The following is a 15,839-nucleotide window of genomic DNA, read 5'->3' as shown; positions in this document are numbered from 1 at the left end:
AAACAATTTGGTGTATTCTGTTTATTTCTCTAAATATGACCGAATTCCTATCCATTCTTATTTTTCGCTTTTTTAATCAATCACTTTCATTTTCTAAAAATAAATAAACTTTCAATAAACTTGTTTAAAATGAACAAGTAAAAGTGCAAGCATAAAAAAAACACAACTCTTTATTGATGCATATTACTTGTTATAGTGATGCATAAATTGACTTTTGTTCCTTGTTATCTCATTGAAAAGGTTATAAAAATGAAGCAGCGCAAGTTTCTTACACGTTTTGAGATCAATTCTATTTTGAAGCAAGCAAAGGAAGGACGATATCCAGAAAGAGATTACTGTATGTTTTTAATGTGTTTTTTACATGGATTTCGTGTGAGTGAGCTATGTAATCTAACCTTAAGCGATATTGATTTAGAAAGTCGGATACTCTATGTCAGACGCTTAAAAGGCGGTTTATCAACAACACAACCGATTATCGAAGAGGAATATGAAGCGTTAGTTAACTGGTTGAAAAAAAGGGAAACATGGAGAGAATCCGACTCAGAATGGGTCTTTTTATCCCAAAAAACAGGTCCCATTTCTCGTCAACAAGTATATGGATTACTTCGCCGTTTAGGTAAAAAAGCTAATGTATCCATTACGCCTCACCCTCATATGCTACGCCATGCGTGTGGCTATGCTTTAGCTGATTTGGGACGAGATACTCGTTTAATTCAAGATTATTTGGGGCATCGCAATATTTCACATACCGTTATCTATACCGCAAGTAATTCAAAACGTTTTATTCGCATTTGGGATACAATAAATTAACAATCATCTTTTTATTAATATACTCTATGAAGATTAATACACTAAATATAGTAGGCTATATTTTTTCAATAAGAATAAAGTTAATTTTTAATACTATTAAGAAATTTAGGATTTGTTTTATACTAAATAAATAACTGCGATTGTAGATATTAATAAGTTATTAATAATTACTTTTCAATTATAGAATGTCTTAATATAGACATTCATTTTTTGATTATCTTTATTGGTCAGTTTTAAATTTAATATCAGTGATTATTTATTAATAACACTAAACATTTATTGTTTAAATTTTGAATGAGAAATAAGGAATTAATCTAAAGATAACTTTAATTCTTTTACTTGTATTCATTTGCATACCACGCATGCTTTCATATCTCACTATCCCCAACGTTATCGTTTGGGGATAGTTATGAATTACCCTAAAAAATACAATTATCCTTTTACACAAACAACCTGTCGTAGTGTATGAACAACTTCAACAAGTGATAACTGAGCTTTCATCACAGCATCAATATCCTTATAAGCCATCGGAATTTCATCAATCACATCTTCATCTTTTCGACATTCTACATGCGCGGTTGCTCGAATTTGGTCTTCAACACTAAAGGCTTTTTTCGCTGCGGTTCGGCTCATTACGCGTCCTGCACCATGACTACATGAACAGAAACTTTCGGCATTTCCTTTTCCTCTTACAATAAAGCTTTTAGCACCCATTGAGCCAGGAATGATCCCCATTTCACCTTTTTGAGCTGAAACGGCCCCTTTTCGAGTCACTAATACTTCTTCTCCAAAATGCATTTCTTTTTGTACATAGTTATGATGGCAGTTAACCGCCTGTTGTTGTGTCGTAAAAGGTTTAGTTATTTCTGTTGATAATGCCGCCAACACGCGTTCCATCATAATTTCACGGTTATGTCGGGCAAAATCCTGTGCCCATTCTACGGCTTCTATATAGTCATCATAGAAAAGCGTTCCTTCTTTTAAGTACGCTAAATTTTTATCTGGCAAGTTAGCGATATGTTCTCTCATGTCTTCTTGCGCCATTTGTATAAATAACGTACCAATAGCATTACCCACACCACGAGATCCACTATGTAGCATTACCCAAACATTATCTGATTCATCAAGGCACAACTCGATAAAGTGGTTTCCTGTTCCTAATGTACCAAGGTGACGATAGTTATTCGTATTTCGTAAACGTGGGTACTTATCGGTTAAAACCTTAAAACGCCCTTCAAGTTGTTGCCAATGTTGATCAACAAGTTTAGGTGGGTTCTTCCATGAACCACGATCATTCCCTGATTGATAACTTGTTCTTCCATGAGGTACTGCTCTTTCTATTGCCGTTCTTATAGCAAATAAATTATCTGGCAGATCATTTGCGTGTAATGATGTTTTTACCGCAATCATTCCACATCCAATATCCACACCAACAGCAGCCGGAATAATCGCACCTTTTGTTGGAATAACACTCCCTATTGTTGAACCTTTCCCTAAGTGAACATCGGGCATTACTGCCATATGCTTAAAAATAAAAGGCATCTTGGCAGTATTAATAAGTTGCTTTAGAGCATCAGCTTCAACAGGGACACCATTTGTCCACATTTTGATTTCAGCCGTTCCTGCTTCTTTTACTATTTGATGATCCAATATCATGCCTATGCTCCTTTAATTTGTACTAATCCGTTTAATACTTGGTCTAAACCGCCATAAACGGAAATTTTATCAATACGTTCTGCAATACGTTCTACGGTTTCTAGCTCTTTTAATCGTAAGGCTACTGGATTATTTTCCATCACTTTTGCCGTATTTAATAAAGAACGCGTTGCGGATGTCTCTTCTCTTCGACGAATAACATTAGCCTGAGCTGATTTTTCTGCCTCAACCACTTGTGCTAAAATCGTTTTCATTTCGCCCGGTAAAACAATATCTTTTACCCCTAATGAAGCCACTTCAATACCATATCCTTTAGTCACTTCACTGATTTTTTCACTTACTAAGCTGTCAATCAGCGTTTTATTTTCTAATAATTCATCCAATGTTCTTGTTCCTACAGCTTCACGTAACGCAAACTGCAACTCTTTATATAAGAACTCAATAGGTGAACTCAGTAATTGATACGCCGAAAGCACGTCGCTATAACGCCAGCTTGCTGACAAATTAATGCGTAATGTCACTTTGTCTTTCGTTAAGATCTCCTGACCACTCACATCAAGTGTTTGTAAGCGCATATCAACAACTTCAACATCAACTTTATGCTGATAACGCCAATAGCCTTTTAATCCTGGTGGCAATAGTGATTGAGTTTCACCATCAATACGGATAATGCCAGCATGCCATGTCGGAATATCCACACTTAATACACCTTCACTGCCTTTTATAGTTTGGTTACGTAATTTTGGATGCTGCAATTTTTTAACCAACGTTGGCGAAACTTCCAATTCATTTGCTGACAACACTTCCATTGAGCGTTGTGCATAATTCCAATAGAGACGGCGAGTACTCGGCGCTAAGATCTCTTTGAGTGAGCCATTTTCATAGAGTAAGCCAATCTCTTCATCAGATAGCGCAATATCAAAACAATATTCGCTCACCCATTCTGGATGATATTCACGTAAAAATTCGGCTTTTTCTCTTTCAATTGCAGGGCCGTTTAACGCCACCAGCTCAACACTTAATTGGCGACGAAAATCGAAAAATTTATGCTCACCTGCTGTAAGGACTTCAATATACTCATCGTCCTTCTTTAATAAACCCAGTTGTCCTTGTTTCACTTTTATTGTTGTTTTTATCATCATCACTTCCTTTTTCTCTTCTTTATTATTCGCTTCTTTTATTACCATTTTTATCGTGACTTGCTGTCCACGAACAAACTTGGCGAAATCGAAGGGAAAACAAGAGAGGAACGATACTTTGTTTGTCTCTTCTTCTGCCTTCAATCCAGCGTAGTTGCTGGTGGATAAGCAAGGTGACGGTACTACTGTCACAACGATTTTTAATTTTACATTTGGATTTGTAATGGTTTTGGTGTCAGGAATCGAACCTGAAAATAACCCTCTTCACCTACAGAGTCCCGATGTGGAGGAACACATTTAGATAACACCACAGCGTGTTCTTTATGTGCCTACCAGATTTAAAATCTGCTCAAGACACTAACAATATTGCGAGTATCGTGCCAAGTTTTTAAAATCCGCCAAAAATATTTTTAATTTATTGTTTTTATTAACAAAAATATATTTAACACGACCTTTAAGGATTCAACCTTTGAATTAAAAATGATAAAAACCTATCTTTTTATCTATATATTTATAAATATAGATAAAAAGATAAGTAGAGATAAGTAGAGATAACTTAATGAAACGCAAAGTGGTGATTGGTGTTTTAGGCACAACATTAGATAAACGAGGTAAAAGCCATAAAAGATGGAACTCATGGCGCCCAACAATTTCGATTTGCCATCAAAAGGATTTCCCCGTCAGTCGATTGGTCATGATCCATCAACCTAATGATTCTATGTTAGCATCAAAAATCACTGAAGATATTCACACGGTCTCTCCTAACACAGAAGTATTACCTTACGAAATTGATATTTGTGATCCTTGGGATCTGGAAGAAGTTTATAGTCACTTTCTTGATTTTGCAGTGAATTATCCATTTGATACTGAAAATGAAGAATATTATGTACATATCACAACAGGTACGCACATCGCTCAGATTTGCTGGTTTCTACTGACTGAAGCACATTACTTACCTGCAAAATTATTACAAACCTCTCCTTCTTCTAAAATAGAAAATGAAGATGGCATCAAAACAGTACAATCCGCCACAGGCAGTTATGCTGTTATTGATCTCGATTTAAGCCGTTATACAAAACTGACGAGCCGATTTGAACATTACCATAATGAGTCCCTCTCTTTCTTAAAATCGGGGATCGCCACACGAAATGAGCGTTTTAATACTTTAATTGCTCAAATTGAACGTGTTGCATTGCGCTCCGTTGCTCCCATTTTATTAACAGGTCCCACAGGCGCTGGGAAATCATTCCTTGCTCAACGCATTTATGAATTACGACAATCGCGTCATTTTGTAAAAGGCCGTTTTATTGCGGTTAATTGTGCCACTTTACGTGGTGACAATGCGATGTCCACTTTATTTGGGCATGTAAAAGGGGCATTTACAGGGGCATTACAAGCTAGACAAGGGTTATTAAGGGAAGCCGATAAAGGGATTTTATTTCTTGATGAAATTGCAGAACTAGGACTTGATGAGCAAGCCATGTTGCTTAAAGCAATAGAAGAGAAATCTTTTTATCCTTATGGGTCAGATACTGAAGTGCAAAGTGATTTTCAGCTAATCGCAGGAACACATCGTGACATGGACAAACAAATTGAGAAAGGACTTTTTCGTGAAGATCTCTATGCAAGGATAAACCTATGGTCTTTTTCACTACCGGGGTTAGCCGATCGTAAAGAGGATATTGAGCCTAATATCGATTATGAATTGCATCACTTTACAACGCTTAATCAAAAGGCAATCCGTTTTAACTCTGATGCTAAATTACACTATATTCGATTTGCTACATCTGAGCAGGCATTATGGCGTGGTAATTTCCGTGAACTTAGTGCTAGTATAACGCGAATGGCAACACTTGCCGAAAATGGTCGTATTACCCTTCCTCTTGTTGATGAAGAAATTAATCGTTTAAAACAAAATTGGGGAGTGACTTCCTCTTCTTTAGTTAATAGTACTGATATTGATCTTTTCGATCTTAGTCAACTCAATACAGTTATTAAAACGTGCCAGCAATCATCAACACTCTCAGAAGCCGGTAGAAAACTTTTCGCAGTATCAAGACAAAATAAAAAACAACCCAACGATGCCGATCGCCTACGTAAGTATCTTGCGAAATTCGATTTAAGTTGGGAACAAATTCGACATGGAGAATAATATTTCATTATGGAGCTCACTTTTTTAGGCACTAATGCAGGCGTTCCTTCTAAAGATCGCAATGTCACAAGTATGGTGCTCGATTTACAAAATAAACAAAAAAGTATGTGGATGTTTGATTGTGGTGAAGCGACACAACATCAAATATTACATACCCGCGTAAAACTGCCGCGTTTAAATAAAATTTTTATTACCCACTTACATGGCGATCATATTTTTGGTTTACCGGGATTACTTTGTAGTCGTTCAATGGGGGGAACGGAAACACTTTTAACGGTGTATGGCCCTACGGGTATAAAAGCCTTTATAGAAACGGCGCTGACATTAAGTCAATCCTATTTAACTTACCCTATTAATATTGTTGAAATTGACGAAGCGGGTTTTCTGTTTGAAGAAGAAGGTATGAAAGTAAGCTGTGAAGCACTTTCTCATCCCGTACCTTGCTTTGGTTATCGCTTAGAAGAAGAAAACAGCCTAGGTAAATTAGATGCCGAAAAACTGAAAGTTGACAATATTCCTGCTGGTCCTTGGTTGCAAGAATTAAAACAAGGTAAAACAGTTACATTGCCAGATGGCAGAGTTATTAACGGTAAAGAGTATATTGGCCCTGAAATAAAAGGCCGTTGTATTGTAATTTTTGGTGATACACAACCCACACCGAATGCCTTAAAGCTGGCTAATAACGCAGATGTTATTGTCCATGAAGCGACGTTTAAACATGAAATGGCAGAGCAAGCGAATAGTCGTGGACACTCAACAACAGTACAAGCGGCACAGTTAGCAAAAGACGCTAATATCAAAAAGCTGATTATCACACATATTAGTAGTCGCTATTCACCCGAAGAGTGTGTTGAATTACTCAATGAAAGCCAACAAATCTTTACTCATACTGAAATCGCTTCTGATTTTGAGGTATTTAAGTTGTAATTGCGTTTTCACTCAATAACAATGGCGATATGATGTCGCCATTGTTATCAATCATACTCCACTCATCGACATATATTTTTGTTATTCATCTATAACGTAGTCCGTTTTATCTTCCCATCTTGCAAAATAAAATTGACTTTTCCATCCCAGAATTCAGCTAAGAAAATATCTTCCGGTTTATCAATATGCTGATTTTTCATCTCATCTTGAAGCCACGCATCATCTTTTTCTATTTGCGCTAATTCTGATGTTCGAATAACTCCGTCTTTCATGACAATAATCGAAGGCATTTTTGCACCATCACATACCACTGTGATTTGTCCATCAGGTTCAATCTGGGCGTAATTGACTTCCTGATATGAATGAATACCTTGAGCATGAAGACGAGACGTGATGTTAAGAATGTCTATTTTATTTTTTTTCTCCATGATGTTTTCCATTATAAACTCGCCCTTCTTTATAATAGGAATAGGATTACCAATGGTCACGGCACGGAAAAAATTGAATCGCTTACTGATATAATTAAGCAAAGAGATAAAACAGACACCAATTAAGAAGACAATAATATATTGATAAAGAGGGATCGCATCCGTATAGATCACTCCTCCCATAATGCCACCGAGCACAAAATTACCAATAAAATCAATAGGTGTTAATTGGGAAAGTTGTGTTTTACCCGATAAATTCATATGGGCTAATATGATAGTAAACCCAATAATAAATTTGATAATAACCAAAAAGTAATATTCCATTTGCGTCTCATCTTTCCAATAATTTCTGCATTTATTATTATAAAGCAGAAAATCTTACTCAGATAAAAATCTAAATTATTTTTGATGATATTTGACTAAGAAAAAACACTTAATATACTTAGGTTTGTTGATTTTAAGACTCACACTATATTTATTACGATAGTTTATCTGTAATCTCTTATTATCAACTCAATAGCTTCTCGCCTTTTCTTGTTCTTACGCGGGATATCACTGAATTGTTTTTGAACACACATTTTGGAGAAAAAAATGAATAAAAAACTACTTACTTCATTGGTTCTAGCGGGTCTTGTTACTATTACAGCAGGTTGTGATGATTCATCTAAGAAAGTCGATGAAGGTATTGATAAGGCAAAGGAAACAGCGACTCAAGTTACTGAATCAGCACAAGATAAAGCCAAAGAGTTGACTGAACAAGCCAAAGATAAAGCAGCCGATCTGAAAGAAGATGCATCAGCAAAAGCAGATGAATTAACACAACAAGCTCAAGAGTTAAAAGATAAAGCTGAACAAAAAGCCGCTGAGTTAAAAGCGCAAGCTGATGAAAAAACGGATACTCTAAAAGAGAGCATTTCACAAAAAACCGATGAACTAAAAGATGCAAGTGCTGCAAAAGCTGAAGAAATTAAACAAAGCCTAGAAGCTGAAAGCAATAAATTATCTGAAAAAGCCGCAGCGCTAAAACAAGATGCGAGCAAAACAGCAGATAACCTGATGCAAGATGCAGACAACAAGATTGATCAGCTAAAAGCTGATGCATCAAAAACCAGCGATGATGTAAAACAGCAAGCTCAAGAGACTGAAAATAAAGCACTTGATAAAGCCGATCAATTAACTGATCAAGCCAAACAAAAAATTGATGATTTAAAAACTGAAAACAAATAATCCGATTTCAGTTTTTTTGATGAATTCAGAGCCAGTAAATTTTTACTGGCTTTTTTTGTACAAAAAAAAGACAAGGGTTGATCGATTAAGCAAAAAATGTAACCATGTTCTCCTTTTTTCAACAGGAGAAACCTATTAAAGAGTGAAAACATCTAGCACACAAAGTTTTTAATGATTTGATTTAGCTTTGTTTTTCTTCATCTTGCGGAAAAAATAATTTACTTCCGTTCTTTTATAAAACATCTTTCCAACTTGGTGTTTTATTCAAATTTTCTTATGAACTTTTCTTTTCTGATGACATAGCAATCAGATAATGGGTAGCGAAAAGTCTCTTTCTAGGAAAATAACAAAAAATAGGTTAACTATGAGTCAACAAAACGATATAACCCCTCAAAAAATTAGGATGAAAATTAATCCTCCCGTCTTTTATACATCAGCGTTGTTAATTTTACTGGTCGTTGGTTTCTCTGCATTATTTCCAGAGTTAGCTAATGATAAACTAGGTCATCTTCAGGAAAACCTCTTCACAAATGCGAGCTGGTTCTACATTCTAGCCGTTGCATTGGTTTTGCTGAGTGTGACTTATTTAGGGCTTTCCCGCTTTGGTCAAATCAAGTTAGGGCCCGATCATGCCCGCCCTCACTTTAGTTATTTTGCTTGGTTTGCCATGCTCTTTTCAGCAGGAATGGGGATTGGCTTAATGTTCTTTGGTGTTGCTGAACCTGTTATGCATTACCTGATGCCTCCAACGGGTGAAGCCCAAACCATAGAAGCAGCAAAAGAAGCGATGCGATTAACCTTTTTCCATTGGGGATTACATGCATGGGCAATTTACGCCATTGTCGCTTTGATCTTAGCGTTCTTCTCTTATCGCCATGGTTTACCGTTAACACTGCGCTCTGCACTTTATCCCATTATTGGTGATCGCATACATGGCCCAATTGGTCATGCTGTTGATATTTTCGCTGTTATGGGAACCGTATTTGGTGTTGCAACCTCCCTTGGTTTTGGTGTGCTGCAAGTTAATGCAGGTTTAAATCACCTCTTTAATGTCCCTATTAATCCCACTGTTCAAGTCGTATTGATTGTTGTGATCACCGGGCTTGCAACCATTTCTGTTGTTTCTGGTTTAGAAAAAGGTATTCGTTTTTTATCTGAACTGAACTTAGGATTGGCGGTTATTCTTCTTTTATTAGTCATTATTCTCGGTCCAACCGTATTGATATTAAAATCATTTGTTGAAAATACGGGGGGATATTTATCCGAAATTGTCAGTAAAACCTTTAATCTTTACGCGTACGAGCCAAAATCGAGCGATTGGTTAGGGGGATGGACACTGCTTTATTGGGGATGGTGGCTTTCATGGTCTCCATTTGTAGGCATGTTTATCGCCCGTATTTCACGAGGCCGTACTATTCGTGAATTTGTTGTGGGTGTTCTGTTTGTTCCTGCTGGCTTTACCTTACTTTGGATGACCGTTTTTGGTAATACCGCGATTCATTTAATCAAAGATAAAGGTGCAGAAGCCCTCGCCAATATCGTCCAACAAGATGTGTCATTGGCTTTATTTGAGTTCTTAAATTATTTCCCATTCTCATCTGTTTTATCCTTCTTTGCGATGTTGATGGTCATTGTCTTCTTTGTAACTTCAGCAGACTCAGGCGCTATGGTTGTTGATACTTTAGCTTCTGGTGGTGATAGCGAAACACCTGTATGGCAACGTATTTTCTGGGCGGGTTTAATGGGCGTTTCTGCAATTACGCTATTGTTGGCTGGTGGTTTAACTGCGCTACAAACAGTAACCATTGCAAGTGCACTTCCCTTCTCAATAGTATTGCTTGCCTCTATTTATGGGCTAATAAAAGCATTGCGAGTTGATGTATATAAACGAGATAGCCAACAACTAACGACAATTGCCCCCCCCGCAAGCCGCAATCCGATCCCTTGGCAACGTCGTTTAAGAAATATTGCTTATTTTCCTAAACGCTCTCATGTAAAACGTTTTATGGATGAAGTAATTCAGCCTTCAATGGAAATGGTGTCTGCCGAATTAAGTAAGCAAGCGACGCAATGTTTTATCCATAATGAAGAAGATGATCGAATTGGTTTTGAAGTCGATTTAGGCGATGATATGAATTTCTTCTATGAAGTTCGCCTACGTTTTTATACTCAACCGGCCTTTGCTTTAGCGGGTTTAAGTGATGAAGAACGAGACGAAGAACATAAATATTATCGAGCTGAAATTCATTTAAAAGAAGGTGGGCAAGATTACGATGTAATGGGTTGGACGAAAGAACAAATCATTCACGATATTCTTGATCAGTACGAAAAACACATTCACTTCTTACATGTATTAGGTAAGCAATAATTTATCTGCATAATAGCAACAAAAAGGAGATGCCAAAGCATCTCCTTTTTTCTTATCAAATAACTTATTTCTCTGATTGTTCGACATCATCTAGGTTAAGTGCAATCAACTCTTTTAATAATCCAGATAACCGTTGTAGTTTTTCAGTCGAAAATTTTTGCTCAAGTAATTGATAGCCTTCTTCAATTTTAGGCTGAATTTTATCGTATAAACTTTGCCCATTGGCAGAAAGTGAAACAAAAAGTTTACGCTGGTCACTTACAGGTTTTAAACGACAAATTAGCTCGTCTCTTTCCATTCTAATAAGAATACCCGTTAGGCTTGGTCGAAGAATACACGATTTTTGCGCTAATTCGTGGAAATCAATAGAGCGTTTATCCGCAAGTACGCGAATGATCCGCCACTGCTGTTCTGTCAGATTATGCTCTTTGAGAACAGGTCGAAAAAACCCCATCGCAGATTCCCGTGCTTGTAATAGCGCGATAGTTAATGATTCATGCATAATCAAGAAGCTCTTTATGTGGTGTTATAGGTGAAATGACAAAATATCACTCAATATAGACAGTGAAAAAGTACCGCTACTTATAGTTTATAAAATGACTATATTCTAAGAATAGACTAATTGTTACAATTATTCATATTAACAAATAAATAAAGTTGACTCAATTTTTGCAATTTCCTTCCCTTTGTGCAATTTATCTCCCATGCTCCTTTTTAGTGTTAATTCCATCTTCCGCAACATCTTGAGCTATACGAAATTTTTATGAATTGGTAATTTGTGTTATCTCTTTACCAATCAAAAAAAGTCGCCTAATTTGCCTATTATCCTATCTCTGAATTAGGAATAATGTGTTTAGCGATAAGGTTGTCTCACAATTTCTTGAGATAAAGTTAACAGGTTGTAACAAAGAAAGATTGCTATCTTTGTTCATGCGCGGTAGCGTTACGGCTTTAAAACAACGCAACCAAGAAACTGGCAATGACATTACAACTTTGTTAGCGGAGTAGTTAGATGATCCTTTAGTTATCTAACTAGAGCGTGTTGACCTTTTATGGTCAAATTTTATAAGCAGAAAAGCTCAACAGGCTCTAATAATTATTTTAAGTGAAGACGCCCACAGACGAGAAGTCTGGCAGTAGGAGTAAATAATGTCTGAGGAAAAACAGGCTAACCCACTTTTTCGGGATGCAATGGCAAGCTTAGGTGCTGCAGTCAATATCGTGGCAACAAATGGCGATGCGGGATGTTGTGGCTTAACAGCAACAGCGGTATGTTCTGTTACTGATAACCCGCCTACTGTGATGGTTTGCATCAACAGTAAAAGTCAGATGAACGCAATTTTCCAAGAAAATGGAAAATTGAGCATCAATATATTGAATCATGAACAAGAAGAAATGGCATGTCATTTTGCCGGAATGACAGGGCTCGCGATGGCAGATCGCTTTAGTCAACCAGGATGGCAAAACGGACAATTACAGCAACCCGTATTAATAAATGCGCTTGCCTGCCTAGAAGGTGATATTTATGATGTGCGCCAAGTCGGTACACATTTTGTTTATATGACCGAAATTAAGAATATTTCAGTGCGTGAAGATGGTGATGGACTTATTTATTTCAAACGTCGTTTCCATTCTGTTAAAAATGAACAAGTACCAGCCCCAGTTTAAATTTCACCTATTTTGCCTCAAGATAAAAACGCACTTTTAATAAGGGCGTTTTTTATTGATTATAATCACATCTTGATATTAAATATTTATTTATATTAAATGAATATTTATTTAATGAAGTGGCATTGACTAATGTTTAGATATTTATTAAATATTTATTAACATCTGTTTGTTATAAAAGAATAATTTTTAATTATAATGAAAAATTTCTTTCTAGAATCAATCAGTCACATAATCGAAATATTTTTTTCTCTACTTTTATCCTTTATCTTTAATTAATCCACCCAGATTAAAATATAAACAAACAATAATCTTATTGGTTATGTTTTATACCAAAGATCAATTTAATGACTTTATTTGAAAATAAACTAATGAATATTTTTTTCAATCTGGTATTAATCTTACCTACAGTGTGATCAACCTTTGAGAAGTCATTACATCAATATATTAGTCTACTCGACTTGCTGATTACCTTCTTAAATTTGCAAACATCACTCTAAATGCGACAGATAATGTTACCATCGTGTAACATTCCTCGTGAATGTGAGTAAATAACATCGTTGTTGAAAATAAATAATAATTAGGGGCATTACAGATATGGATAAACCCGCTCAAGTCGGTTTATTACAACAGCCTAAACCATTCTTTATGATTTTCTTTGTAGAATTATGGGAACGTTTTGGTTACTACGGCGTACAAGGTATTCTTGCCGTTTATTTTGTTAGTAAACTCGGTTTCTCTCAAGAACAGGCTTTCATTACTTTTGGTGCATTCTCTGCACTGGTTTATGGGCTTATTTCTATTGGTGGTTATGTTGGTGACCACTTATTAGGAACAAAACGAACAATTGTTTTAGGTGCTATTGTCTTGGCTATCGGTTATTTCATGACTGGTATGTCAATTATGTATCCTAATTTAATTTTCTACGCATTAGGTACTATCGCAGTAGGTAATGGTTTATTTAAAGCCAACCCTGCCAGCTTATTAGCAAAATGTTATCCTCCTAAAGATCCACGTCTTGATGGTGCATTTACGCTATTTTATATGTCGATTAATATCGGCTCATTAATTTCTTTATCTATCGCCCCTGTGCTTGCAGAACGCTACGGATATGCACTGACGTATAATATCTGTGGTATTGGCTTGATCATGGCGTTATTAGTTTATTTCTTATGTCGTAAAATGGTTGCCAATATTGGTTCTGAACCAGACCATTTACCAATGAGCTTTAGCAAACTGTTATTAGTGATTGCTGGTTCAATTGCGATGGTGTTTGTTTGTGCATGGTTACTGCACAACGTGATGATTGCCAATATCGTTTTAGTGAGTCTGTCTATTATTGTTGTTTTCATTTATTTCCGTGAAGCTTTTAAACAAAAAGACAGAATTGCTCGTAATAAAATGTATGTTGCATTTGTTCTGATGCTAGAAGCTGTTGTTTTCTACATTCTGTATGCTCAGATGCCAACTTCACTGAACTTCTTTGCTATTCATAACGTTCATCACACGCTTTTAGGCTTTGATATTAACCCTGTAAGCTTCCAAGCACTAAACCCATTCTGGATCATTGTTGCTAGCCCAATCCTTGCTATCGCTTACAGCCATTTTGGCGCGAAAGGTAAAGACTTCTCAATGCCAGCGAAGTTTACCGCAGGTATGCTTCTGTGCTCATTAGGATTCCTTACAGCGGCAGCATCAGGCATGTGGTTTGCCGATGCTCAAGGCTTAACATCTCCTTGGTTTATCGTTCTAGTTTACTTATTCCAGAGCTTAGGTGAACTCATGATCAGTGCGTTAGGTTTAGCAATGGTTGCAGCGTTCGTACCACAATACATGATGGGCTTTATTTTAGGCATGTGGTTCTTAACACAAGCCACGGCTTATCTGTTAGGGGGTTATGTCGCAACTTTCACTGCCGCACCAGAAGGTATTACTGATCCACTACAAACATTACCTATTTATACTGATGTATTTGGTAAAATTGGTATTGTGACCTTAATTGTAGGTATCGTTATGTGGGCAACCGTACCTTTATTAAATCGCATGATGAAAGAAGAAAGCAAAAACGGTAAAGTCATAGGCTAATCTTCCAATCAATATATTGCTTGATATAAGCGCCTATTCATTAATAGGCGCTTTTTTTATATCTACGTTATCTCAGATTTCATATTAGCTAGATATCGTTAATTGTGACCAAAGGTATTGATTCTCTACGTATCTCATCATCAACGTTTAAAGATAAATATCATCATAGCCAAACTGACTGATAGCTGTTTAGCAGACATAAAAAAACCCGCCAAATAAGCGGGTTTAGTTTAATCATTAAAAATGATTCAATTACAGAACATCAACTGAATTCAGTTCTTTAAATGCTTGTTCTAAACGAACAACCATTGATGTTTGTGCATGACGTAACCAGTTACGTGGGTCGTAGTATTTCTTGTTAGGTTTATCAGCACCTTCTGGGTTACCTAACTGACCTTGCAGATAGCCTTCGTTCTTTTTGTAGAACTGTAAGATACCATCCCAAGTTGCCCACTGAGTATCGGTATCGATATTCATTTTGATAACGCCATAACCAACAGCTTCTTTGATTTCTTCTGCTGAAGAACCGGAACCGCCGTGGAAAACGAAATCTAAGCTATTGTGTGGCAGATTGAATTTCTCTGATACGTAGTCTTGTGAGTTACGTAGAATTTTTGGCGTTAACTGAACGTTACCTGGTTTATAAACACCATGAACGTTACCGAAAGATGCCGCGATAGTGAAACGAGGACTTACCGCACTCAATTTTTCATATGCATAAGCAACATCTTCTGGTTGAGTATAAAGCGCAGAGCTGTCCATACCCGTGTTATCTACACCGTCTTCTTCTCCCCCTGTACAGCCTAATTCGATTTCTAAAGTCATATCGATTTTAGCCATACGCGCTAAATATTTAGCACAAATTTCGATGTTTTCTTCTAATGATTCTTCAGATAAGTCAATCATATGAGAAGAGAACAGGGGTTTACCTGTTTTAGCGTAGTGTTTTTCACCCGCATCTAACAGACCATCAATCCATGGTAATAATTTTTTCGCACAGTGGTCAGTATGCAGAATAACAGGAACACCGTAGTATTCAGCCATTTGATGCACATGATGAGCACCAGAAATTGCACCTAAAATAGCAGCCTGCTGTGGTACATCAGATTTAAGACCTTTACCTGCGATAAATGCAGCACCACCGTTAGAGAACTGTACAATAACAGGAGAACGAACTTTCGCAGCAGCTTCTAACACAGCATTGATTGAGTCAGTACCTACACAGTTAACCGCAGGCAGAGCAAATTTGTTTTCTTTTGCTACTGCAAATACTTTTTGTACATCATCACCAGTGATGACACCCGGTTTCACGAAATCAAAAACTTTAGACATGTAATAAGATCCTATATTTGGAACAGGTAGAAAATAACTTTCTACCT

The 15,839-nt window shown here is 36.6% G+C and carries 12 protein-coding genes; 7 read left to right on the top strand and 5 right to left on the bottom strand.

What is annotated here, in order from left to right; genetic code table 11:
- The first annotated feature begins 249 nt into the window (after positions 1–249).
- Positions 250–810: a phase variation DNA invertase MrpI gene (mrpI, locus tag B6258_RS05015; RefSeq protein WP_099074335.1), complete on the top strand. Its 561-nt coding sequence runs from the start codon at positions 250–252 to the stop codon at positions 808–810.
- Between the two features lie 432 nt (positions 811–1,242).
- Here mrpI and B6258_RS05010 read toward each other — a convergent pair whose 3' ends face one another.
- On the bottom strand, positions 1,243–2,466 hold the full coding sequence (locus B6258_RS05010) for an RtcB family protein (RefSeq protein WP_099074334.1): 1,224 nt from the start codon (positions 2,464–2,466) through the stop codon (positions 1,243–1,245).
- 2 nt (positions 2,467–2,468) lie between these two features.
- Positions 2,469–3,602: a slipin family protein gene (locus tag B6258_RS05005; RefSeq protein ID WP_099074347.1), complete on the bottom strand. Its 1,134-nt coding sequence runs from the start codon at positions 3,600–3,602 to the stop codon at positions 2,469–2,471.
- A 562-nt stretch (positions 3,603–4,164) separates the two neighbouring features.
- Here B6258_RS05005 and rtcR point away from each other — a divergent pair.
- Together rtcR and rnz are read left to right on the top strand one after the other, a co-directional pair.
- Positions 4,165–5,757, top strand: coding sequence for an RNA repair transcriptional activator RtcR (rtcR, locus tag B6258_RS05000; RefSeq protein WP_099074333.1), 1,593 nt, complete (start codon positions 4,165–4,167; stop codon positions 5,755–5,757).
- A gap of 9 nt (positions 5,758–5,766) precedes the next feature.
- Entirely contained in the window at positions 5,767–6,684 is a 918-nt protein-coding gene (rnz, locus tag B6258_RS04995) for a ribonuclease Z (protein WP_099074332.1), read from the top strand.
- Between the two features lie 89 nt (positions 6,685–6,773).
- Here rnz and B6258_RS04990 read toward each other — a convergent pair whose 3' ends face one another.
- Positions 6,774–7,436, bottom strand: a complete 663-nt coding sequence (locus B6258_RS04990) for a DUF421 domain-containing protein (protein WP_099074331.1) — start codon at positions 7,434–7,436, stop codon at positions 6,774–6,776.
- Positions 7,437–7,703: 267 nt separating this feature from the next.
- On the opposite strand from B6258_RS04990, the gene B6258_RS04985 reads away from it, so the two are divergent.
- Positions 7,704–8,339, top strand: coding sequence for a hypothetical protein (locus B6258_RS04985; protein ID WP_099074330.1), 636 nt, complete (start codon positions 7,704–7,706; stop codon positions 8,337–8,339).
- Between the two features lie 364 nt (positions 8,340–8,703).
- Positions 8,704–10,707, top strand: coding sequence for a choline BCCT transporter BetT (gene betT / locus B6258_RS04980; protein WP_099074329.1), 2,004 nt, complete (start codon positions 8,704–8,706; stop codon positions 10,705–10,707).
- Positions 10,708–10,771: 64 nt separating this feature from the next.
- Here betT and hpaR read toward each other — a convergent pair whose 3' ends face one another.
- A complete protein-coding gene (gene hpaR / locus B6258_RS04975; protein WP_099074328.1) occupies positions 10,772–11,209 on the bottom strand; it encodes a homoprotocatechuate degradation operon regulator HpaR in 438 nt (145 codons plus the stop codon).
- 647 nt (positions 11,210–11,856) lie between these two features.
- Between hpaR and hpaC the strand changes: the two genes are divergently transcribed.
- Positions 11,857–12,375, top strand: a complete 519-nt coding sequence (hpaC, locus tag B6258_RS04970; RefSeq protein WP_099074327.1) for a 4-hydroxyphenylacetate 3-monooxygenase, reductase component — start codon at positions 11,857–11,859, stop codon at positions 12,373–12,375.
- A 597-nt stretch (positions 12,376–12,972) separates the two neighbouring features.
- Positions 12,973–14,460: a dipeptide/tripeptide permease DtpB gene (gene dtpB, locus B6258_RS04965; protein ID WP_099074326.1), complete on the top strand. Its 1,488-nt coding sequence runs from the start codon at positions 12,973–12,975 to the stop codon at positions 14,458–14,460.
- A gap of 252 nt (positions 14,461–14,712) precedes the next feature.
- On the opposite strand, the gene fbaA is transcribed toward dtpB, so the two are convergent.
- Positions 14,713–15,792 carry a class II fructose-bisphosphate aldolase gene (fbaA, locus tag B6258_RS04960; protein ID WP_099074325.1) on the bottom strand — a complete coding sequence of 360 codons (1,080 nt, stop codon included), beginning with the start codon at positions 15,790–15,792 and terminating at the stop codon, positions 14,713–14,715.
- Positions 15,793–15,839 lie beyond the last annotated feature (47 nt).

The sequence above is a fragment of the Proteus alimentorum genome (assembly GCF_002607735.1).
Taxonomy (GTDB): domain Bacteria; phylum Pseudomonadota; class Gammaproteobacteria; order Enterobacterales; family Enterobacteriaceae; genus Proteus; species Proteus alimentorum.
The sequence above is the reverse complement of the archived record's forward strand: the minus strand, read 5'-3'. Positions and strand labels throughout refer to the sequence as shown.

Coding starts and splice junctions, on each gene's coding strand:
- mrpI (WP_099074335.1), top strand. CDS start 250: ATGAAGCAGCGCAAGTTTCTTACACGTTTTGAGATCAATTCTATTTTG.
- B6258_RS05010 (WP_099074334.1), bottom strand. CDS start 2,466: ATGATATTGGATCATCAAATAGTAAAAGAAGCAGGAACGGCTGAAATC.
- rtcR (WP_099074333.1), top strand. CDS start 4,165: ATGAAACGCAAAGTGGTGATTGGTGTTTTAGGCACAACATTAGATAAA.
- rnz (WP_099074332.1), top strand. CDS start 5,767: ATGGAGCTCACTTTTTTAGGCACTAATGCAGGCGTTCCTTCTAAAGAT.
- B6258_RS04990 (WP_099074331.1), bottom strand. CDS start 7,436: ATGGAATATTACTTTTTGGTTATTATCAAATTTATTATTGGGTTTACT.
- B6258_RS04985 (WP_099074330.1), top strand. CDS start 7,704: ATGAATAAAAAACTACTTACTTCATTGGTTCTAGCGGGTCTTGTTACT.
- betT (WP_099074329.1), top strand. CDS start 8,704: ATGAGTCAACAAAACGATATAACCCCTCAAAAAATTAGGATGAAAATT.
- hpaR (WP_099074328.1), bottom strand. CDS start 11,209: ATGCATGAATCATTAACTATCGCGCTATTACAAGCACGGGAATCTGCG.
- hpaC (WP_099074327.1), top strand. CDS start 11,857: ATGTCTGAGGAAAAACAGGCTAACCCACTTTTTCGGGATGCAATGGCA.
- dtpB (WP_099074326.1), top strand. CDS start 12,973: ATGGATAAACCCGCTCAAGTCGGTTTATTACAACAGCCTAAACCATTC.
- fbaA (WP_099074325.1), bottom strand. CDS start 15,792: ATGTCTAAAGTTTTTGATTTCGTGAAACCGGGTGTCATCACTGGTGAT.